Source organism: Rheinheimera riviphila, assembly GCF_004005945.1.
GTDB lineage: Bacteria > Pseudomonadota > Gammaproteobacteria > Enterobacterales > Alteromonadaceae > Pararheinheimera > Pararheinheimera riviphila.
In genome coordinates this window covers 1-19,679 of the sequence record NZ_SACS01000024.1, presented here as the reverse complement: position 1 = coordinate 19,679, position 19,679 = coordinate 1, and the positions used below count along the sequence as shown (strand labels likewise).

The following is a 19,679-nucleotide window of genomic DNA, read 5'->3' as shown; positions in this document are numbered from 1 at the left end:
CAACCGCAGTGGTTGAATGAACATCAGTTCGCGGGTTGCCACTGGTACAGAGCGTGAGTGCTGCGTATACTCAAAGCCAAACTTTCGCTGGATCAACAAGCTATGAGCCACGCCTTTCGAACTATCGGCCTGATCGGCAAGCCCAATCATCAGGGCGCCAACCACACACTGGTGAGTCTTTATCATTTTCTGAAACAGTATCAGCTGCAAGTTTATGTCGAAGAAAAAGTTGCAGGATCCTTAGGCCTTGATGGCGTGCAAGCGATGGATTTAGTTGATTTAGGAAAAAACTGCGATTTAGCCATCGTCGTTGGCGGCGATGGCAATATGCTGGGAGCCGCTCGCGTTTTAGCACGATTTGGCGTGGCGGTACTGGGTGTCAACCGCGGTAATCTGGGCTTTTTAACCGATTTATCGCCGGAAAGTTTTCAAATTCCACTAGCCGAAGTGCTGGCCGGCAATTATGTCAATGAACACCGTAACTTGCTGGAAATTGAAGTGCATCGCCATGACAGCATTAAAAGCAGCAACAGTGCGGTCAACGAAGCCGTTTTGCACGCCGACAAAGTCGCGCATATGATTGAATTTGAAGCTTATATTAATGACGAATTTGTGTTTAGCCAAAGATCCGATGGCCTGATCGTCAGTACCCCAACCGGTTCAACCGCCTATTCTTTATCTGGCGGTGGCCCAATTTTAACGCCGGAACTGGATGCAATGAGTCTGGTACCGATGTTCCCGCATACTTTGAGCAGCCGACCGCTGGTGGTGTCCGGCAACAGCGAAATCCGCTTAAAAGTTGCACCAAGTAACGACGCCCACTTACAAATCAGCTGCGATAGTCACGTGATTCTGGCAGTGATGCCGGGCGATGAAATTGTGATCCGCAAACACCCAAAACCACTAAAATTGGTCCATCCACCAGGCTACAGTTATTTTAATGTGCTGCGTAACAAACTGGGCTGGGGTTCTAAACTTTATTAAAATCAATGGCTTTTAACTGCCATATTTTTATGAGTTTTACCGCATGAAAATTTTTCTGCAGTGAGCCTTGCCAGTTGGTCAAATACTGTATAAATTCACAGTCATGAATTTTATCCAGTAGTTTTACCCGGAGGCCTTCATGTTAACCCATCTGCATATCAGCAATTTTGCCATAGTCCGGGCGCTGGAAATTGAATGGCACGCCGGCATGACTACCATCACCGGCGAAACCGGCGCCGGTAAATCCATTTCTCTGGACGCGTTGGCGTTATGTCTGGGTGAACGCGCCGATGGCACTGTCGTTCGACCGGGCACCGACAAAGCCGATTTTGTTGCTACCTTTGATATCAGTAACTTACCTGCAGCGCAGCAATGGTTGCAAAGCCAGGATCTGGCGATGGGCAACGAATGTATCGTCCGCCGTGTTGTCGGTAGTGAAGGCCGATCCCGCGGTTATATCAATGGCGTGCAGGTTCCGGCACAACAACTCAAACTACTAGGCCAGTTGCTGCTCAGCATCCACGGCCAGCACGCGCATCAACTTCTATTAAAATCTGATCACCAACGCCAGTTGCTGGATGCGTTCGCCGATCACCCTGCACTACTTGCCAGCGTCAAACAACATTGGAAAAACTGGCAGCAGCTGAAGCAGGAATACCAGGAACTGCAAAAATCCCAACAACAGCGGGAAGCACAGCGGCAACTACTGGAATATCAGGTGGCCGAGCTTGATCAATTTTCACCACAAGCCGACGAATTCTCCGCTTTGGAAAACGAACATCAGCGATTAAGCCACAGCGCACAGCTGATTGAATCGAGTCAACAATGTGTGCAACTCCTCAGCGACAGTGACGATGGCAATGTGCTCAATTTACTGCGACTGGCCGCACATCAAATTTCCGATGCTTGCGCTATTGATGCAAAACTTGCCAGTGTCGACCAGATGTTGCAGGAAGCTTTAGTCCAGGTAGATGAAGCCAGCCGTGAATTACGTCGTTATGGCGAACGGGTCGATATTGATCCGGAACGGCTGAGCGAAATTGACCAGCGGTTAGGCCAATGGCTGACCTTAAGCCGCAAACATCAGGTGCCCAATGATCAGCTGGCCTTACATCATCAACATTTAAGCTCACAACTGCTGCAACTGGCCGGTGATGATGAACGCCTGAATGAACTGGATTTAGCCATTGCACAAGCGGCAAGGCAGTACAGTGAAACCGCAGCTTCGCTCACCGAACAGCGGCAACAAGCAGCACTGGAACTCAGTACAAAAATTGCCGCCAGCATGGCTGATTTGAGTATGCACAACGCCAGATTCCAGATTGAAGTTCAAACGCTGGCGCTCGACAAAGCGAATGCCCTGGGCCTTGACCATATTGAATTTATTGTCAGCACCAACCCAGGCCAGCCGTTACAGCCGATGCATAAGGTGGCATCCGGCGGCGAACTTTCCCGCATCAGCTTAGCGGTACAAGTGATCCTGGCAGACAAAACCACCACCCCAACGCTGATTTTTGATGAAGTCGATGTTGGGATCAGCGGCCCTGTTGCAGCAGGAGTTGGCCGGTTATTACGGCAGCTTGGCAGCGCTACGCAGGTCATTTGTGTCACCCACTTACCGCAAGTGGCAAGTCAGGGTCATCAGCAAATGTATGTGGAAAAATATACCGACGGCATTCATACCGAAACTAGAATGCGCAACCTGAGTGACGATGAGCGGGTACAGGAAATTGCCAGGTTATTGGCCGGCGAAAATGTCAGTGCCAGCGCCATCGCCAACGCCCGCGAACTTTTATGTACCCCTTAGGTCAGAAGGAGGGTTTTAAACCTCCTATTGCTTGCGGTATGATGCAAGCCTAACTTAAAAAATGAAGAGTGTTATGGCAGCTGTATTCTCAAAATCAATCAGCAAATGGCTGATTGCCGCAAGTTGCGCCTTATCGGTATCAGCTTGCAGTAACTGGATTTTCCGGATTGATGTGCCACAAGGCAACTTTCTGGAACAAAAAGACATCGACAAACTGCGTATCGCAATGACCAAAGAACAAGTGCAGTTTGTGCTTGGTAACCCGGTAGCAGAAAATAGTTTCGACAATGACGTGTGGCATTATTTTTATGCCTTAAAACGTGGCAACGGCGAGAATTTCGAGAAAAAACTGGTGCTGACTTTTGCCGACAACAAACTGGCGCAAATGACCGGTGATTTCGAAACTCCTGCCCAATTTAATACCGCTTTGGATCAATAACAGCTTCAGCTGATGCGGATTATCAGGGTATCCCACATTGTGGTGATACCCTTTTTTATGGCAGACGCTAGCAAGAATAGTATCCAGCAAAACATTTAATGTTGCGGCCGACCACCTGTGGTCTTATCAGCGCGACCTTCTTCTTTGGCTTTTTCAGCCCGACGACGCCGCATATCTTTGGGGTCAGCAATCAATGGCCGGTAAATTTCAATGCGGTCGCCATTTTTCACTAGCTCATCCAGCTTCACGGTGCGACTCCAGATCCCAACTTTATTCACATCCAGTTTAATTTCCGGGTGACTGGTCAAAATTCCAGATAATTCAATTGCCTGCTGTACGGTCACACCCAAAGGTACAGACAAGCTAAGCAAACTTTGCCGCTCAGGCAAGGCAAAAGCGACTTCCACCGACAGTTGTTCAGCCATGCTGATCTCCATAAATTTGTTTGGCGCGGTCAGTAAAGGCCTGCACCATCGCCAGCGTCAGTTCATTAAAAATTTTACCAAAGGCAAATTCGACCAACTTACTTGAAAACTCAAACTCCAGCGCCAGCACCACTTTACAGGCTTGCTCATTCAACGGCATAAATTGCCAGCCGCCGCGTAAAAATTTAAACGGACCGTCGACTAACTCCATCGCCAGTCGCTCATGTGGAATTAAGGTATTACGGGTGGTGAAACTTTTGCCGATACCGGCTTTGGAAACTTCCAGAGTCGCCGTCTGCACTGTGCCATCAAAAAACAACACCGCAGACTTGCTGCAACCCGGTAAAAACTGCGGATAAGAAGGCACATCGGCGACCAACTCAAACATCTGACGGGCACTGTAAAAAACCAGCGCGCTACGTTCAATTTGTGGCATACTCACTCCCCTGAATCAGGCGCCGATTGTAGCAGAATCAGCGCTTGTAACAAGTTTCACGGGCACCATCAGCAGCATTCAGTTTATTCGCCCCATTGAGCGTACCTCGAGCAAGCATGAGTAAAAAATCAAACAAAACCAGTAGCGGCGGCACTATTGCCTCCAACAGAAAAGCCCGGCACGATTATTTCCTGCAGGATCGTTTTGAAGGCGGCATGGCCTTACAAGGCTGGGAAATCAAAAGTATCAGAGTCGGTAAAGTCAATATTTCCGATTCCTACGTCGTGATTAAAAACGGCGAAGCATTCCTGTTTGGCGCCATCATTACCCCACTCAATAGCGCTTCCAGCCACGTGGTTTGTGATCCGGAACGGTCACGAAAACTGCTGTTAAACAAACGCGAATTGAACAAACTGATTGGTGCCACTGAACGCGATGGCTTTACGTTAATCGCCACGTCCATGTATTGGAAAGGTCCATGGGTGAAACTAGAGTTTTACCTGGCCAAAGGTAAACGCGAATTTGATAAACGTGACGACGTGAAAGACCGCGACTGGTCACGCGAAAAAGAACGGATGATGAAACATTCCAAGCGTTAAGCAGCGAAGAGTGTTTTATTTTGTAGCTAAGGGTTGATATTGCACAAAATACCACCACTTAGTTGAAAGACGGTGAACAAAGCAGCAAAGCCTCTAAGCATTGCTTGCCGCACTCACCATCAGGGCGTAGAATGCCCACGTTACTGAAGCGTTCGCTTCACGAAGAATTCGGGGCTGATACTGGATTCGACGGGATACTCGAACTCCTAAGTGCATGCCGAGGGGCGGTTGGCCTCGTAAAAAGCCGCAAAAAAGTAGTCGCAAACGACGAAACATACGCACTCGCTGCCTAATAAGCAGTAGAGAGCTCTTCCCCTCACGCATGCCTATAAGCTGAGACTCTGGAAGATCACCCTAATTAGGATCGCATGGCGGCTTCGTCCGTAGCCAAGATGCTAAAACCAATCGGACTCGCCCGACGAGAGCCTGCCATTCGGCGCTCATAGGGTCAACTAAATGAATGGATAAGCATGTAGTACTGAAGACGTAGGTTTTTCGGACGGGGGTTCAAATCCCCCCAGCTCCACCACAAATGAGAGCGGCGCAAGCTGCGCCGCTTCTCAAATATCCCTCAAAAACAAACACTTAAAAATTCATCAAGCAGCCAATTACTTTGGCTACAGCACTCCAGACTCGTCTGGAAATTGTCATTCCAGTGCCAACATTTGTCATCCCAGCGCCAACTTCTGCAATGAGCTACCCTCCCCTGCGAGTTCTACCAGCCGCGACATTCTGAAAAAATATCTCGCTGATCAGCAGTTGGTTGAGGAAAATCACGCACTGTTTTTGCTCAACACCATCCATCAGGCAATGGTGGTTGATGATTTAGATTTCTCAATCGAGCATGCCAGGCTAAAAGAATTCGCCATCAAACAAGCAGACATTTGCAAAGTAGTTGAACTGAACAGCGCCATCACACTTTTTGAAAAGTACCAGCTGGGCAAACTGGCCTATACCGAACTTGAAACTAAAAACCGACTGCAAGATGCCAAATTCTGGCTGCGCCGTATTCGTCGCAAAACTGCGTCGCTGATTAGCCAAGTGGAACGAGCGTTAGGCTATGTGTCCAAACGTCGAGCAGTTTACTGTGGTGATGTATCGTTAAATCGCCATCGACAAAATCAGCTTCTGAGTCAGCAATACATGCAAAACACTTATCTGCAAAATGATGAAGGTTTCAGTATTCCGCTTTCAGAGATTGCCGAACATAACATCAGTAATCCGGTGATCCGACGTAATGAACTGATGGTCAGAATTCGCGGTTTTGAAGAAGTCGCACAGTACTGCGGCCATGCTGCCGTATTTGCGACCCTCACAACTCCTTCACGGATGCATGCAACGAATGCCACCGGCATTCCAAACCAAACCTATGACGGCTCCAGTATCAACGATGCCCAGGATTATCTAAACCATGTTTGGCAGTTGTGCCGAGCCAAGTTCGACCGAGAGGAAATTAAGCCCTATGGCTTTCGTGTAGTGGAACCACACCACGATGGTACGCCACACTGGCATTTGTTGCTGTTTATGCCCTTAGAGCAAATAAAACACTTCAAAGAAGTTTTGACCCATTACGGCCTGCAGGATTCACCTGATGAAAAAGGCGCAAGACAGTATCGGGTCAAGTTTATTGATATTGACCCGTCAAAAGGCAGTGCAGCCGGATACATCGCCAAATATATATCTAAAAACATAGATGGCTTTGCCGTCGGCAACGACACCAGCGGTCAGCCCTCCAATTTAGTAGCCGCCCGAATTAACGCATGGTCAAAATCAGCCAACATTCGCCAGTTTCAGCAAATTGGCGGCCCAAGTGTCACCGTCTGGCGTGAGCTTCGAAAGCTGAGTTCAGCTGACGAAGATGTGGAGTTAAATGACGCTTATTCTGCTGCGGATTCATCAAGCTGGGCTGCATTTTGTATTGCGATGAACGCGATAGATACTCCACGAAAAGAGCATGCAATTTCCCCGTTTTACGAAACAAAGACGGCAGAACATATTGATTATCAGACCGGTGAAATTACTGCGAACTACATTTTCCCAAATCGTTACAACGAGCCAAGAAAGCCGACAATTGCAGGTTTAAAGACAGAAAAAACCATCGTCAAAACAAGAACCACTAAATGGCACCTTCTACCGCAACCGCCGAGTCGAGATATTCCCAGACGACCTTTAGGTCGGCTGGGAGTGTCGAGTGAGGGGGTCTCCTTGGACTTGTGTAAATAACTGTACGGACGAAAAAAATGACACAGAAAAAACAATTAAACAGCACCAGTTTTACGGTTCAAGAAGTAGTCGCACTGCTGAATTACACAGTGATCAGGCTAGACCGTGGCGACAAGTTCGTACCGGAAAATCTTGGCATTATCTGCGGTGTCCTGACGTTAAATGAGGATGTCGAGATCGTTGTGAAATTCATCGACCGAGTTGGTCAATTCACAAAAACAGAGTTTACGAAGTTCTACCGTGTTATCAGGGACTAATGAAAAAGCTTGATCTATTAAACCTCAGTTAATATAGTAAATTACATTCAATACTAAACTTGAGGTTTAGCCATGTTTGCTTTTCTGTCAGATGAACAAAACCAACATTTAGCGGCAGTGACCCGAGAGTACACCGGCCAAATGCCAACCTTAGGTGCTGCTTTAGGCGCAATTACAATTGGGCATGTATATGGCTGGCGCGTTTTAAAAATAGTGCATAGCCCAGCCACGTTAAAAAAGTACGAAAACATCATCGGTTTCAAGTACGAAGAACTTTGTCCTGAGATTACGGAACTGAGTAGCCGGAATGTTGGTTTTCGTATGTACCAAAAAATTGGAGCTTTTTGGAAAGTGGTACTTGGCCAGGTCAAAGTAGATAACAAAAATGAGGCCAATGATGATGTCGAATGATCAGGCAAATCTTATCAATCACGGCGTCAAATGGGTCACTGTTGAAAAATGCGCTGAACTTATCGGTTGGAGTAAAGATGCTATCAACTCACTTCGGGTAAAAGGCAAAATCCGTATGGACATCCACTGGACTAAGCGGAACGGCAGAATTTTTATTGATTTAGTCGCTTTTCAAAAGTGGATTGAAACAGGAACTTAGACGTTGAAACCAACTGAATTTAAGGGTATCTACGCTGGCGAGAAGTCGATCCGGATTGAATTTATGTTTCAATGCGTCCGCTGCCGTGAGACCATTCGCGCCACTCCCAATAAGACCAGACTGCAAGAGGCTGCCCGTAAACGCGAACAAATTCAGTATGAAATTGATATGGGGCAATTTGATTATGCACGCCATTTCCCATCAAGTCCCAATGCCAGAAAATTCAGTACGAATAAAGGTCAATACATTACGATAAAGCAAGCTGTAGACATTTGGTTTAGGCACCGAAGTAAGGCTTGGGCAAAAAGCACCTATCGTGGTTATGTCAGTAAGGTCAATACGCACATCCTGCCAAACTTCGGGAACATGATAGTTTCGGATTTTAAGCCGTCTGTTTACAAAGCATGGGCTGCAACTGCCGACCTCTCACCAAAATCAATCAATGAGGTCCGTTCGATACTTCATGGCATTTTTAAAGAGCTTTTCAACGACGAGATTATTCCGTCAAATCCGATAGAAAAGTGCGAGCCAACGCCGAGAAGAACAAAGGAAGTACGACCTTTCAACTCGGAAGAACGGGCAAAAATACTTGCTGCGCTTCCAGATAACTCAGTGCGTGATTTTTATACATTTGCATTTTGGACGGGCCTTCGCACTGGTGAGCAATTGGGCTTATGCTGGCAAGATGTAGATTTTGACAAAAACCGAATTTATATCCGGCAGTCTATTGTTAACGGTCAGCATGCAGGGACAAAAACTGTCAGTTCCAGCCGCACCCATCAGTTAGACCCGAGGGCATTATCAGTCCTTCAGCATATACGGCAGTATCACCCAAGGCCTGCCGCTCAAGAACGGATTTTTCTCGATCCGAGAACCCTTTTGCCTTGGTCATATGATGGTGTACCACGAGAGCGATACTGGAAGCCTGCTCTCACTGCTGCAAAAATTGACTACCGGTGCCCTTACACCTGCAGGCATACATACGCTTCTACCATGCTCACGGCGAAGGAAGACCCCTCTTGGATTGCAAAGCAGATGGGACATAAGGACTGGGGAATGATACGCAGTATCTATGCTCGATGGATGGACTGATTATTGATTTATGAAGTATAGTGCGACTAAATCAAATTTTATGTTCGATGCAAAACCAGCAGTTTGGAGCAAAATTTTCACGCTGCTTGACGCACAAAAATTACAGTCTTATAATCTGCTATAAGGTGATACGCTACCTCTAAGTGCGAACTTGAAATCAGGTGATACGCTACCTCTAAGTGCGAACTTGAAATCAGGTGATACGCTACCTCTAAGTGCGAACTTGAAATCAGGTGATACGCTACCTTAAGTGCGAACTTGAAATCAGGTGATACGCTACCTTAAGTGCGAACTTGAAATCAGGTGATACGCTACCTTAAGTGCGAATTTGAAATCAGGCTTCGCTGCCTTAAAAGCGAAAAAAGTGGCTATCGCCACTTTTTTTATTTCTGAGAAGGAACTTATGAAATTTTATACAATATCTGACGACTATATTTCTTACTTGTTGAATTTTGATCATAAAGTACCAAACAACGGTGGTGCCGGATACAAAGGCAAGAAGGTTTACATCGGTATAGTTCTTGAAATTGGAACGCATAAATTCCTCGCCCCTCTGACTTCATACAAGCCTGCACAGGACCGGATTCAGTCGTCTTCCTGCTCAGCCTTCAAGCTTCACGAGCGTACAAATCCCGACAACAAACTTGGACTCATTGCTCTAAACTATATGATTCCTGTGTTGGACAGCGAACTTGTCGAATTTGACATTGAAGCTCAAGAACATCGCTACAAACAAATGTTGCATCGCCAGTACGAGTTCATCAAAGCCAATCGCCAAGAAATCATAGAGCGAGCCTCCAAACTCTACGAGCATGTGGTTATCAAACGTACAGAATTTTTCGTCCGAATTTCCTGCGATATTCCGAAGTTAGTCGATGAGTACAGGAACTATGAAAAGCCGAAAGAGCAAGATAACTAATATCGACAAGTTGTCTACAGTTAATCTTACTGCGGCAATTAACGTTTCGCACAAAGCACCATTTGGAAAGTTGCCAGTCAAACAGAGTCTTAGTAGAAAATATTACGCATCAGATTTACTTAGGATGCGATCTGTAAATAGACATTGAGCTTTTATTTTTCTGTCCGAAGATTCTACAATAATGCAGGATTGAATGTTAATCGCTGTATGTTTCTAACGTCGCTTCACCACAGCGACGTTTTTTTTAGCGACACGTTAACCAAAATACTGCGATTAGAACACGTTGAAATAGGGTTAAATTTCAACGTGTATCCATATCTCCGAAGTACGCCTCAGATGTCAGAACTTCTATTTTGTTGATTAATCCAATGACATAATAATCATTAAGCTCAAAGGCTATAGCGTAGTAAAAGCCAATTTCCTCCGATATTTCAATAACGTTTTCGTCACCGGTCCCAACAATTTCAATGTATCCAAGTAATTTTTCGATGATACGTTTTCGGTAATCAAAATTACCTGATTCCATATCGGTCACTTCAAGGCTTGAATCCATTGATTATTATCTTGCAGCAATAAAATCAGTAATGGCCTGACGCCGATCGCCTATCGCTAACTTGGACATTTCCTCTTTGACACTGCGGTAATAAGAAATAGCCGCATCGATCTCGTCCTTAGAAACTGCGCGCTCCAGCCTGTCTAAGCCACATCCAACAACAGAGCCAATGTCTGAGTCGAACTCCTCGGTCAAAAGATCTCGGTAATTTTTGAATGTATGTTGGTTTGCCATATCTTCTCGCTCCTTGACTTCCGCTGCCTTTTTTTCCATTTCCGGTAAAAGCTTTTCAATAACTGCTACGGTCACGAACTGGCTGATACTTAAACCTTCCGAATCACAGTAAGACTGTAACAAGTCGTAGATTGCACTTCGCACCCGAACTTGCTTCGACGATTTATCACCTTCAAGTTCTTTCAGCTGCTCCAGTTTCGCATGCGAAACTAACAAGCCATCACGTTCTTGCTGCCAAAGCTTGAATTTCTCAATATCAGTCAGATCATTTATTTTCATATAAATCTCAACAACTTAACAAAATGAAGCATTTTTTGTCGACAAATTTCGTTGACAGATTTTGCTTCGAAAATTAATCTCATTTCCATACTATAGCAACCACTGAGATGCAGCACATGAAAATTGAGATTCAAAACCCACAGGTTGAAGTCCGCAATGGTACAGGCAGAGATCAGAGACCATTTCAAATCAGACGTCAAGTTGCATATGCACACCTTGCCGGCCTTGCATACCCAGTCATGATGCGGCTTCAGCTGGAAGATTCAAACCAAGGCTTTCAGCCAGGTATGTATGAACTTGATGAAAGTTCTTTCTATGTCGGCAAGTACGGTGAATTGGCGATTAGCCGCAGTGTTCGCCTGCGTCCTGTAAGTGTTAAAGCCTGAACATGGACATATCAATTGACCCCGCGCAAGCGGTCGAGTTTATCAAAGCGGTGGCTCTCTTATGGGCGGCAGCTTGGGTATTAGTGCAACTACGCAAATCAATCAAATAGTTATCGGAGAACAATATGGACTTAACTTCAGTTACAACCAGCATTACAGACTCAATGGCCGATGTGACCACATTAGGTTTGGCATGCTTAGGCATCTATGTCGCAATCAAAACCTTCGGTTGGATCCGTGGCGGTCTGAAATAATCGAAGTCACGGGGCTGCCTTGCAGCCCCTCTTTTTAACAGGAGTACTGCATGGAATGGTTTCTTTATATTTTCGTTGTACTTTGTGCGCTCTATATCTTGTTCCGCAAATAGCCTTCGCGCAGGTTTATCCTTTTCCAAACACTAATACAATCCCCATAACAACCGGTGGTAAAGCCAAGCTAAAAGGCGTCATGGCGATTGATGCTCCCGCAAAAACGGCTTCTGTGGTTATTGATGCCAGAGACAAATTTGGCAACAACATGCGGGTTTTTAAAACTGCCAACTTTAGTCCGGCAAAGTTAAAAGAATACGCAAAAACCTGCATAAAAAATCCAGTAGCCTGCGCTGCTTCAGCCATTCTCACAGCTGCGCTAATTGAGTACGGATACACTATTACACCGGACAAAATGATTGTGCTGCCTGGCCAGTCAACGGCATATCCGAACTGTGTCGACAAACCGACACCTCAAGGTGAAGAAGGCGGAGTGATCAGCGCTTGGGGGCCAATCCCTTGTGCAAAAGCCTATCCGAATGGTAGTGCTGATATTTATACCTATCAGCCAATGCCACAAAGGCCAAACGATTATGTCGTTAGGCTAAATGGCATGACATTTGACAATTCAAGCCCATATGCCTCGAGGAACCTATATTACAAAAACGGCTATCTCGCTTCAGTTGGAGCGATTCCAAATCAACCGGCGGTAAACAGTGAAATAACACCTGAACAGGCTGCTGAAGTCGCGTTGGCCAATGCAGCAGCAATTCAGGTGGCACCCGGTGTGTATCCGGACGTGTTTTCACCTATGCCGCTTCCGGAGGTGGCTAAAGACACTGACATCGGCACTACACCAGATCCTGAAACAGATCCGGAAACAGACCCTACAGAAAATCCCGAAGCTGAACCAATGATTGATATGTCACAGGTGCCAACAAGGGTAATTGATATCTCGCCTTGGTTTTCATTTGGCAGCGGATGGCTACCTAAATCCTGTCCTGCAGCAGAGTCGGTCGTTATTTTGGGGCGTTCCTTTACCATGAATAACCAGCTGGTCTGTCAGGTGATTTCTGGCTTTATCGCTCCATCAGTCCGGATTTTGGCGATCTTTATGTTTCTCCACATCGTGATAGGAGCTATCCGTGATTAATATCTTCAGGCTTTTTGGTGCTGCGGTTGCGACCAATTTTGTGGCAAGAATACTGGTTGCATTGGGGGTATCTTTTGTCTCATACACAGGTTTCAGCACCATTTTAAACAGTGCAGCAAATCAATTGAGATCGCTTTTCGGCGGAATGCCATCCGACATTATTGCGTACATTGGCCTTTCAGATATCGACCTTGCAATCAATATGGTGTTGTCAGCCTACACCGCAAAGCTGGCGATGGTCGCCATGAAAACTCTGAGGTTTGAATAATGATTCATTTAATCACCGGCATCCCAGGCTCAGGCAAGACACTTCTGGCAGTTGAGTTAATTGTAGAAAACATGAAATCAGCGAGTATTAGACCGCTATACACGAATATCAGCGGCTTGAAATTCAACGATTTGCGCTGCTTTGAACTGGAGAAACCAGAGGAATGGTTCAACTTGCCTGATGGTTCTATCATTGTGATTGACGAGTGCCAACGCTGGTTCAGACCTCGGCCAAATGGATCGGCAGTACCGGAAATGATTTCCCGTTTTGAAACGCATCGCCATCAAGGGCACGACATTATCTTGATAACCCAGAATCCACGACTGATTGATAGCAACATTCGTAAGTTGGTGGAGCTGCATCAGCATATGTATCGGCCGTTTGGTCTCCAATCGCGGACTGTAATGGAATGGACTACGTGTAACGAAAGCCCTGAGCCAGCCCAATCTGAGAGTTCGTCGCTCAAAACCAAGAAGGCCTTTGATACAAAGCTGTTCAGTTATTACCAATCTGCAACAGTCCACACTCACCAGCGTCGTTTGCCGTGGAAAAAAATCTATCTCATGGCTGGTTCAGTCATTTTTGTCGCCGGTTGCGCATACAAGTTTATTTCAGGCAAAGTTGAAGACATTGAACAGGCGCGCAGTCACGGCACGGAAACTTCAGTCACTGATACGGCAAGCAAGCCAGGAGTAATAGCGGCATCTCCCGAACAAGAAGAAACAGAAGTAGAAGAAAACTTTGTCTTCAGGGGGTTTGAACGTACGGGTACTAATATCACGATCTACTTTGAGAACACAGCAAGCGGCAAGCTGTTTACTCTGGCCGACTTCGAGGGATACAGCAAAAGCGGCGCCTTAACAGAGCTGTTTGTAGAATCATCAGCTGGCCGCAAGACTTACCAGATTTTTGACTCAGAACTTGCCAGCCTGCTGCCGTAAGTGGTCGAGGTGGGCGCTTGCGCACGCCTCGAACGCTTATGGTAAAAAATCAAAAAAATCAAAACCATACAAGAGCGATTGAAAAAGACCAATTAGCAAGCTAACTTGCAAAGATTATGTCATTAATGCTATTTATAGGAACAAATAGTATTATTGATGCAAAATGACAGCATTTGCAGATAAGAACCACGCAATCCTAAAACATAAAAATCACACATTTGCAACATTTAAAGTAATGGACTAAGCTAATGTATCAAGATCACGAAATAGTTGTTAAGCATCTACTTGGAAAAATTGTCTTCAAAACAAGAACACTAAACGTGGAAGAAGATGTCCAAGTTGATAAAAAGCTGACTTTCGGGGATTTGGGTACTCATCTTGAATCTCTAAAAGGTTTCGATGCTCAGTACTTTAGCAAGACACTTGTTTTGACTTTGGAAGATGTAAATTATGACGTTGATAAAAGCGTTATTTATCTAATGATCAACAGCCATTTAAAACGCTCCAAGTCAACTGTCATAAAAAATAGAGAAACAAAAGTTCGTAAAGAATACACTCCAGACGTACCGGCCGGAGATCGTTATGAACATTCGACTCATGTTGTAATAAAAGCGACACCCAAATTTGATGGTGACCACGATATACTAATTGAAAAGACAGAACATTTAGCTACAAACATTTTCTTTCTATTCATTAATAAAGTGCTTTTTGAAATTGCAAAGAAAAATGAGAATGATTACACCTGCAAGGCAAAATTATCTAACAAAGAAATTAGATTTAAACCTGCTGTGGAATATCATTCAAAGCCTGACGAAGAATTCATGAAGAATGTGCAGAGTGGGAGCATATCGGAAATTGTTCTCATAAAGTCAGAACCTCAAGAGATAATAATTCCTGACCAAAACATCGTAATCAAGACTAAAGAGCACACTTTAAAAATAGACACATCGAGCCTAAGTAATAATGCAATAGATTCATTAAAGAAAATCGGTGCTTTTTTTAAAAAATCAGAAAAGCATGTAAACTACGATAAAATAAAAGTTAGCTTTAAAAATCCAAAGTCTGTAAAAGGAATAGGTGGTGGTACTGCATATTTAGACGCTACGACTCTTGCACAAGATACGACAGAGAACTATGTCACAAAAAAATATGTAGTCAGTGGTTTCAAAGGGCAAATAAAATCGTCCTACGAAACTATAAATAGTGAAATTGCAGAAAAAATATTTGATCTCCTCTAAAGGAAAACATAATGTTATATCAGCTTTTTCGTCCATTTTCATATTTGACGATTTTCAATGTCGGACATAAAGCATTTTATGATTACATAATACCTTTAGCTTTAACAATAATATCCTTATTCACAGTCTGCGCTGGGAACAACTGGGAAATAGCAAAAATTGTTAGCGAAAACCGTCTTGCAGCCGGACTGTTTGATGTAGTAAAAAACCTTCCTGGATTCTATATTGCAGCATTAGCAGCTATCGCAACATTTAACAAACCAGAACTTGACAATATTATTACTGACCAAAATAATAATTCACCTCAAGTGAATGTGCGGCATGTAGATCATAATGGACGAGTAAGTGATTGCCCCACGGCCATTTCGAGACGAGTCTTTCTGTCGATGCTTTTTGCATATCTAACCGCTATGAGTTTTGTAATAATTATCCTTTATGTAGTATTTTACTCAGCTGGATTCTTAGGTTCAGCATATGTTGTATTTGCATCTATTTTAAACGTAGCGTTTACCGCGATGTTCTGGCAAGTCGTGGTTTGTACGTTTTTTGGTTTATACTACCTTGGTGACAAGATTCATCACTAGCACCTTAAGGCATTGAATTGATAAGAATTAATTTAGGTTCAAATCCCCACAGCATCGCGAATCAAAACTAAGGCCACCTTGCGGTGGCCTTCGCATTTCTTAATAACTAAACCCAAATCCAAACAACCAAAAACTCACCCAACAACTTCAACCCTCAGCCCCAACTCCGAACTTAAAATCGCCAATTCAATCAACCGAATGCCCGCCAAAGCATCTACCACAGGTACCGGCAACTCAGCATCATGTAATAGCGCAGCCACTAACTGCTGATAAAACAACGCATAATTACCAGCCAAAGTCGGGTAACTCATCTGGCTATCAACCGTCGCCAGCACGCCGTAGTCTGTAGCTTTCTCTAAGCCCCAATCCGTACCGCCTGGCATTGCACCGGCGCGCAGCGCGTCTTCTTGTGGATCCAGGCCGAACTTTTGATAGCTGCCTTTTGTTCCTTGCAGCATAAACCGCAGGGTTGGGCTGGCGCAAAAGGGGCTGGAGTGTAGTACCACTTCTTTGTCGGGGTAATGCAGTTGCAGGTGGAAATAGTCGGTGCTTTCGCCGCCGGGGCGCAAGGTGCGGCAGTTGGCGGTGATGGCTCGTGGCATGCCGAATAAGCAAAGTGTTTGGTCGATTAGATGCGGTCCTAAGTCCCATAAAATGCCACTGCCGGGGCCGGCTTGTTCGCGCCAGCGGGCACGTGGTTCGGGTCGGAAGCGGTCAAAATGTGATTCGAAATAATGAATATTGCCAAGTTCGCCGCTTCGGATCAGCTGTTGCAGCGTTAAAAAATCACCATCAAAACGTCGATTATGATAGACCGCGAGCTTGCGGCCGCTTTGCCTGGCAATCGCCGTCAGTTGCTGGCCTTCTTCGCTACTGAGCACCAGCGGTTTTTCCAGCAGCACATGTTTGCCTTGCTGCAGCGCAGCTTTGGCCAGTGGGAAATGGCTGTGATTGGGTGAGGTGATCACCACCAGCCCGGCATCGCTATTTGCTATCAGCGCGTTGGCATCCGGGTAATGCGAAAGCTGCGGGTAATCAATTGCCAGTTCCGGCTGGCTGCTGCTGATGGCGACAAGTTCAAGCTCGGGTTGCAGCTTGATAAAAGGCAGATGGAAAGTGCGGGCCGACAGGCCATAGCCAATCACGGCGGTTTTAAGCTTTGCAGTTTCGAGCATGGCAGTTACCTATTAATAGCGCTGCGGATTGCAACGGCGCGATTTGGATCCTGCCACGATCATACCTGAAAGCTTTAAGCGACATCGGTTAGCATCGCTAAAAATCAGCGAACAGCCTTTGGGTTAATCGCCCTTTTCCGGAAAAAACAGCGGAAAGCCCTGTGCGTCGTAATACAGCGGCCGGATGCGGGCGTGGCGATTGGGATCGGTCAGCGGCGTGCCGCGAAGCTCTTTATAATCGCGGCTGTGATAGAGCATTAAATCGGTTTTACCGTCTTCGGCCAGCACAAAACTGTTGTGGCCCGGGCCAAATCGATTGAGGCTGGCGTTGCTGGCAAATACCGGTTGTGGCAACTTGTGCCAGCTATGCGTCTGCCGTAAATCGGCGTTGGCGTCGGCCCACAACAAGCCCATCGCATAACGCTCATCGGTGGCGCTGGCCGAATACGTGACCAGCACCCGGCCATGGCGCACCAGCACCGCCGGGCCTTCGTTGACTTTATAACCCTGCACTTCCCAGTCGAGCGTTGGTTCGCTCAATTTCACCACCGGTGGTTTAATTTCAGTTGGGCTACTCATTTCCGCCAGCCACAAAGCGGAGTTGTAACTTTGGGCGGCGTCTTGTTGTGCCCACATCAGGTAGCGTTTGCCGTTGTGACTAAAAATGGTGGCGTCGAGGGCAAAACTATCCAGATGCGTGACGAGCTGCCCTTCTTCGCGCCATGAGCCTTGTTTGGGATCGGCGTGGCCGTTCGACAGCACATACATCCGGATACTAAAAGGCTTGGCGATATCGCCAGCAGCAAAATACAGATACCAGCGGTTGTCGATGCGGTGCAATTCCGGCGCCCAGATATTGGCGCTCATTGGGCCGTTGGCTTTTTTCTGCCAGACGGTGACCGGCGTCGCCAGTTTTAAATCATTCAGCTGGCAACTACTGCGGATTTCCAAGGCTGAAAAATCGGGTACAGTGGCGGTGAAGTGGTAACAACCGGTACTGTCGTCGCGATGGATAAAGGGGTCGGCTCGTTGCAGCACCAACGGGTTATCCGGCAATTGCGCTGATGCTGGCGCGGAAGTGGTTGGTAAAAGTATTCGCGCCTGTACAGGCTCGTCAGCCCGTAACATGGCAGACGGCCCTAACAAGCCGACACCAATAGCAACAGCGGCAAACAGCAAATAAACTAACTTTGGCATCAGGTTTCTCCTGGTCAACGCCAGACTTGTCCGCACCAGACTTGTTGTCTGGCGACAATCTCGCTATTATTCATATTGTATTACTTATTAGAGATTACACAGCACTGGTTCACCAGTAAAGGAGAAAATGGATGGCGCACCTGAAAAAAAACCGGCTCAGTAGCACTAAGTTGCTGAGCGCATTCAGCTTGTTTTGCAGTGCCTTGTTATTGCCGACCACTGCAGTCATGGCCAAACAGCTGGAAGTGCACGATCCGGTGCTGGCAAAAGAAGGCAAATATTATTATGTGTTTAGCACCGGCCCGGGCATTACCATTTATCGCTCCACCGATTTAACCAACTGGCAGCGCAGTGGCCGGGTGTTTGCAACTGAACCCACCTGGGCGAAGAAAGTGGCGCCTGGTTTTGATGGCCACCTCTGGGCGCCGGATATCATTGAAAAAGATGGTGTTTTTTATCTGTTTTATTCGGTGTCGGCCTTTGGCAAAAATACCTCGGGCATGGGCGTTGCCACCAATCAAACGCTGGATCCAACGGCGAAGAATTATCAGTGGCAGGATCAGGGGCTAGTCTTGGAATCGGTACCGAATCGCGATAACTGGAACGCAATTGACCCGGCGATTATCAAAGACGAGCAAGGCCACTACTGGATGAGTTTTGGCTCGTTCTGGGATGGTTTAAAACTGGTGAAACTGGATCCGAGCCTGACCAAACTGGCAGAGCCGCAACAATGGCACAGCATCGCCAAGCGGCCACGTGATGCTTTATTGCCGGATAGCGATGCTGGTAACGGTGCCATTGAAGCGCCGTATATTTTTAGCAAAAACGGTTACTACTATCTGTTTGTTTCTTTTGATAAATGTTGCCGTGGTAAAGACAGCGACTACAAAATTATGGTCGGTCGCAGCAAAAGCGTCACCGGGCCTTATCTGGATAAAACCGGTAAAGATTTAAATGTGGGTGGCGGCTCGCTGGTGCTCAAAGGTGACAAAGATTGGGTCGCTTTGGGTCATAACGCCGCTTATACGCTGGATGGCAAAGATTATCTGGTGTTTCACGCTTACGAAACGGCAGATAACGCCTTGCAAAAGCTGAAGATTTTACCAATGGGTTGGCAGGATGATTGGCCGGTAGTGGATCAGGCTGAGCTTAATAAATATCGCACCAGGTTGGTGGAATGATATAGGAGTTTAAGTGGAAAAAGTAAGGCGTACTCACCCGAAGGGTAGTACGCCGAAGTGGTTTAGATGCACATGCGGCGTACTGCCTTCGGCGAGTACGCCCTACGATTTTTCTATTTGAAACAATAGGTTGACACCATCGCACCTGTTGCCGTAAATATATAAATTTATATGGAAAAGTAGGGCGTACTCACCGCGTCAGCGGTAGTACGCCGAAGGTGCCACTCACCGCGTTAGGTACGCCGAAGTGGTTTAGGCGTACGGCGGCGTACTGCCTTCGGCGAGTACGCCCTACGATTTTTCATTTAAAACAATAGGTTGATACCATCGCACCTGTTGCCGTAAATACATAAATTTATATGGAAAAGTAGGGCGTACTCACCCGAAGGGTAGTACGCCGAAGTGGTTTAGATGCACATGCGGCGTACTGCCTTCGGCGAGTACGCCCTAC

The 19,679-nt window shown here is 46.2% G+C and carries 24 protein-coding genes and 1 other RNA gene; 19 read left to right on the top strand and 6 right to left on the bottom strand.

The window, feature by feature from the left end:
- The first annotated feature begins 57 nt into the window (after positions 1–57).
- The 3 genes from nadK to EOE67_RS17485 all read left to right on the top strand — a co-directional run bounded on the left by nadK (position 58) and on the right by EOE67_RS17485 (position 3,230).
- Positions 58–984: an NAD(+) kinase gene (gene nadK / locus EOE67_RS17495; RefSeq protein WP_231916642.1), complete on the top strand. Its 927-nt coding sequence runs from the start codon at positions 58–60 to the stop codon at positions 982–984.
- A gap of 139 nt (positions 985–1,123) precedes the next feature.
- The gene (gene recN / locus EOE67_RS17490; protein WP_127700626.1) at positions 1,124–2,791 is read left to right on the top strand and encodes a DNA repair protein RecN; all 1,668 of its coding nucleotides are present in this window, start codon (positions 1,124–1,126) and stop codon (positions 2,789–2,791) included.
- A 73-nt stretch (positions 2,792–2,864) separates the two neighbouring features.
- Positions 2,865–3,230 (top strand): outer membrane protein assembly factor BamE, encoded by a 366-nt coding sequence (locus tag EOE67_RS17485; RefSeq protein ID WP_127700625.1) that lies wholly within the window; start codon positions 2,865–2,867, stop codon positions 3,228–3,230.
- Between the two features lie 95 nt (positions 3,231–3,325).
- Here the strand turns inward: EOE67_RS17485 and EOE67_RS17480 are convergent, their stop codons facing one another.
- Together EOE67_RS17480 and EOE67_RS17475 are read right to left on the bottom strand one after the other, a co-directional pair.
- Positions 3,326–3,655 (bottom strand): RnfH family protein, encoded by a 330-nt coding sequence (locus EOE67_RS17480; protein WP_127700624.1) that lies wholly within the window; start codon positions 3,653–3,655, stop codon positions 3,326–3,328.
- Positions 3,648–4,091, bottom strand: coding sequence for a type II toxin-antitoxin system RatA family toxin (locus EOE67_RS17475; protein WP_127700623.1), 444 nt, complete (start codon positions 4,089–4,091; stop codon positions 3,648–3,650). The genes EOE67_RS17480 and EOE67_RS17475 overlap by 8 nt, the downstream gene beginning before the upstream one ends.
- A gap of 116 nt (positions 4,092–4,207) precedes the next feature.
- On the opposite strand from EOE67_RS17475, the gene smpB reads away from it, so the two are divergent.
- The 8 genes from smpB to EOE67_RS17435 all read left to right on the top strand — a co-directional run bounded on the left by smpB (position 4,208) and on the right by EOE67_RS17435 (position 9,791).
- A complete protein-coding gene (smpB, locus tag EOE67_RS17470; protein WP_127700622.1) occupies positions 4,208–4,690 on the top strand; it encodes an SsrA-binding protein SmpB in 483 nt (160 codons plus the stop codon).
- A gap of 170 nt (positions 4,691–4,860) precedes the next feature.
- Positions 4,861–5,219, top strand: a transfer-messenger RNA (tmRNA) gene (ssrA, locus tag EOE67_RS17465).
- A 230-nt stretch (positions 5,220–5,449) separates the two neighbouring features.
- Positions 5,450–6,913 (top strand): replication endonuclease, encoded by a 1,464-nt coding sequence (locus tag EOE67_RS17460; RefSeq protein WP_127700621.1) that lies wholly within the window; start codon positions 5,450–5,452, stop codon positions 6,911–6,913.
- A gap of 17 nt (positions 6,914–6,930) precedes the next feature.
- On the top strand, positions 6,931–7,170 hold the full coding sequence (locus EOE67_RS17455; RefSeq protein ID WP_127700620.1) for a hypothetical protein: 240 nt from the start codon (positions 6,931–6,933) through the stop codon (positions 7,168–7,170).
- A gap of 72 nt (positions 7,171–7,242) precedes the next feature.
- Positions 7,243–7,581 (top strand): hypothetical protein, encoded by a 339-nt coding sequence (locus tag EOE67_RS17450; protein WP_127700619.1) that lies wholly within the window; start codon positions 7,243–7,245, stop codon positions 7,579–7,581.
- Positions 7,568–7,780: an excisionase gene (locus EOE67_RS17445; RefSeq protein WP_127700618.1), complete on the top strand. Its 213-nt coding sequence runs from the start codon at positions 7,568–7,570 to the stop codon at positions 7,778–7,780. Before EOE67_RS17450 ends, EOE67_RS17445 begins: the two co-directional genes overlap by 14 nt.
- Before the next feature lie 3 nt (positions 7,781–7,783).
- Entirely contained in the window at positions 7,784–8,872 is a 1,089-nt protein-coding gene (locus EOE67_RS17440) for an Arm DNA-binding domain-containing protein (protein ID WP_127700617.1), read from the top strand.
- A gap of 328 nt (positions 8,873–9,200) precedes the next feature.
- The gene (locus tag EOE67_RS17435) at positions 9,201–9,791 is read left to right on the top strand and encodes a type III toxin-antitoxin system ToxN/AbiQ family toxin (protein WP_127700616.1); all 591 of its coding nucleotides are present in this window, start codon (positions 9,201–9,203) and stop codon (positions 9,789–9,791) included.
- Between the two features lie 301 nt (positions 9,792–10,092).
- On the opposite strand, the gene EOE67_RS17430 is transcribed toward EOE67_RS17435, so the two are convergent.
- Positions 10,093–10,344 carry a hypothetical protein gene (locus EOE67_RS17430; RefSeq protein ID WP_127700615.1) on the bottom strand — a complete coding sequence of 84 codons (252 nt, stop codon included), beginning with the start codon at positions 10,342–10,344 and terminating at the stop codon, positions 10,093–10,095.
- 6 nt (positions 10,345–10,350) lie between these two features.
- Positions 10,351–10,857 (bottom strand): hypothetical protein, encoded by a 507-nt coding sequence (locus tag EOE67_RS17425; protein WP_127700614.1) that lies wholly within the window; start codon positions 10,855–10,857, stop codon positions 10,351–10,353.
- Positions 10,858–10,973: 116 nt separating this feature from the next.
- On the opposite strand from EOE67_RS17425, the gene EOE67_RS17420 reads away from it, so the two are divergent.
- From EOE67_RS17420 to EOE67_RS17390, 7 genes are all read left to right on the top strand, one after another.
- Positions 10,974–11,243, top strand: a complete 270-nt coding sequence (locus tag EOE67_RS17420) for a single-stranded DNA-binding protein (RefSeq protein WP_164852422.1) — start codon at positions 10,974–10,976, stop codon at positions 11,241–11,243.
- A gap of 125 nt (positions 11,244–11,368) precedes the next feature.
- Positions 11,369–11,497 (top strand): major capsid protein, encoded by a 129-nt coding sequence (locus EOE67_RS21120; RefSeq protein WP_127700612.1) that lies wholly within the window; start codon positions 11,369–11,371, stop codon positions 11,495–11,497.
- 55 nt (positions 11,498–11,552) lie between these two features.
- Positions 11,553–12,644 (top strand): hypothetical protein, encoded by a 1,092-nt coding sequence (locus EOE67_RS17410; RefSeq protein WP_127700611.1) that lies wholly within the window; start codon positions 11,553–11,555, stop codon positions 12,642–12,644.
- Positions 12,637–12,912, top strand: coding sequence for a DUF2523 domain-containing protein (locus EOE67_RS17405; RefSeq protein WP_127700610.1), 276 nt, complete (start codon positions 12,637–12,639; stop codon positions 12,910–12,912). Before EOE67_RS17410 ends, EOE67_RS17405 begins: the two co-directional genes overlap by 8 nt.
- Positions 12,912–13,853, top strand: coding sequence for a zonular occludens toxin domain-containing protein (locus tag EOE67_RS17400; RefSeq protein WP_127700609.1), 942 nt, complete (start codon positions 12,912–12,914; stop codon positions 13,851–13,853). The genes EOE67_RS17405 and EOE67_RS17400 overlap by 1 nt, the downstream gene beginning before the upstream one ends.
- Before the next feature lie 248 nt (positions 13,854–14,101).
- Positions 14,102–15,091 (top strand): hypothetical protein, encoded by a 990-nt coding sequence (locus EOE67_RS17395; protein ID WP_127700608.1) that lies wholly within the window; start codon positions 14,102–14,104, stop codon positions 15,089–15,091.
- 11 nt (positions 15,092–15,102) lie between these two features.
- Complete coding sequence (locus EOE67_RS17390) at positions 15,103–15,675, top strand: hypothetical protein (protein ID WP_127700607.1); 573 nt, start codon at positions 15,103–15,105, stop codon at positions 15,673–15,675.
- 134 nt (positions 15,676–15,809) lie between these two features.
- On the opposite strand, the gene EOE67_RS17385 is transcribed toward EOE67_RS17390, so the two are convergent.
- Together EOE67_RS17385 and EOE67_RS17380 are read right to left on the bottom strand one after the other, a co-directional pair.
- Positions 15,810–16,850: an oxidoreductase gene (locus EOE67_RS17385; RefSeq protein WP_206099652.1), complete on the bottom strand. Its 1,041-nt coding sequence runs from the start codon at positions 16,848–16,850 to the stop codon at positions 15,810–15,812.
- 123 nt (positions 16,851–16,973) lie between these two features.
- Complete coding sequence (locus EOE67_RS17380; protein ID WP_206099651.1) at positions 16,974–18,047, bottom strand: glycoside hydrolase family 43 protein; 1,074 nt, start codon at positions 18,045–18,047, stop codon at positions 16,974–16,976.
- Between the two features lie 131 nt (positions 18,048–18,178).
- Between EOE67_RS17380 and EOE67_RS17375 the strand changes: the two genes are divergently transcribed.
- Positions 18,179–19,228: an arabinan endo-1,5-alpha-L-arabinosidase gene (locus EOE67_RS17375; protein WP_127700606.1), complete on the top strand. Its 1,050-nt coding sequence runs from the start codon at positions 18,179–18,181 to the stop codon at positions 19,226–19,228.
- The last annotated feature ends 451 nt before the right edge of the window (positions 19,229–19,679 follow it).

What these genes read in the sequence shown, in the direction of transcription:
- EOE67_RS17450 (WP_127700619.1), top strand. Translation starts at nt 7,243, where the DNA reads ATGTTTGCTTTTCTGTCAGATGAACAAAACCAACATTTAGCGGCAGTG.
- EOE67_RS17430 (WP_127700615.1), bottom strand. Translation starts at nt 10,344, where the DNA reads ATGGATTCAAGCCTTGAAGTGACCGATATGGAATCAGGTAATTTTGAT.
- EOE67_RS17455 (WP_127700620.1), top strand. Translation starts at nt 6,931, where the DNA reads ATGACACAGAAAAAACAATTAAACAGCACCAGTTTTACGGTTCAAGAA.
- EOE67_RS17410 (WP_127700611.1), top strand. Translation starts at nt 11,553, where the DNA reads ATGGTTTCTTTATATTTTCGTTGTACTTTGTGCGCTCTATATCTTGTT.
- EOE67_RS17475 (WP_127700623.1), bottom strand. Translation starts at nt 4,091, where the DNA reads ATGCCACAAATTGAACGTAGCGCGCTGGTTTTTTACAGTGCCCGTCAG.
- EOE67_RS17390 (WP_127700607.1), top strand. Translation starts at nt 15,103, where the DNA reads ATGTTATATCAGCTTTTTCGTCCATTTTCATATTTGACGATTTTCAAT.
- EOE67_RS21120 (WP_127700612.1), top strand. Translation starts at nt 11,369, where the DNA reads ATGGACTTAACTTCAGTTACAACCAGCATTACAGACTCAATGGCCGAT.
- EOE67_RS17445 (WP_127700618.1), top strand. Translation starts at nt 7,568, where the DNA reads ATGATGTCGAATGATCAGGCAAATCTTATCAATCACGGCGTCAAATGG.
- recN (WP_127700626.1), top strand. Translation starts at nt 1,124, where the DNA reads ATGTTAACCCATCTGCATATCAGCAATTTTGCCATAGTCCGGGCGCTG.
- EOE67_RS17485 (WP_127700625.1), top strand. Translation starts at nt 2,865, where the DNA reads ATGGCAGCTGTATTCTCAAAATCAATCAGCAAATGGCTGATTGCCGCA.
- EOE67_RS17380 (WP_206099651.1), bottom strand. Translation starts at nt 18,047, where the DNA reads ATGCCAAAGTTAGTTTATTTGCTGTTTGCCGCTGTTGCTATTGGTGTC.
- EOE67_RS17395 (WP_127700608.1), top strand. Translation starts at nt 14,102, where the DNA reads ATGTATCAAGATCACGAAATAGTTGTTAAGCATCTACTTGGAAAAATT.
- EOE67_RS17480 (WP_127700624.1), bottom strand. Translation starts at nt 3,655, where the DNA reads ATGGCTGAACAACTGTCGGTGGAAGTCGCTTTTGCCTTGCCTGAGCGG.
- EOE67_RS17425 (WP_127700614.1), bottom strand. Translation starts at nt 10,857, where the DNA reads ATGAAAATAAATGATCTGACTGATATTGAGAAATTCAAGCTTTGGCAG.
- EOE67_RS17385 (WP_206099652.1), bottom strand. Translation starts at nt 16,850, where the DNA reads ATGCTCGAAACTGCAAAGCTTAAAACCGCCGTGATTGGCTATGGCCTG.
- EOE67_RS17375 (WP_127700606.1), top strand. Translation starts at nt 18,179, where the DNA reads ATGGCGCACCTGAAAAAAAACCGGCTCAGTAGCACTAAGTTGCTGAGC.
- EOE67_RS17400 (WP_127700609.1), top strand. Translation starts at nt 12,912, where the DNA reads ATGATTCATTTAATCACCGGCATCCCAGGCTCAGGCAAGACACTTCTG.
- EOE67_RS17420 (WP_164852422.1), top strand. Translation starts at nt 10,974, where the DNA reads ATGAAAATTGAGATTCAAAACCCACAGGTTGAAGTCCGCAATGGTACA.
- smpB (WP_127700622.1), top strand. Translation starts at nt 4,208, where the DNA reads ATGAGTAAAAAATCAAACAAAACCAGTAGCGGCGGCACTATTGCCTCC.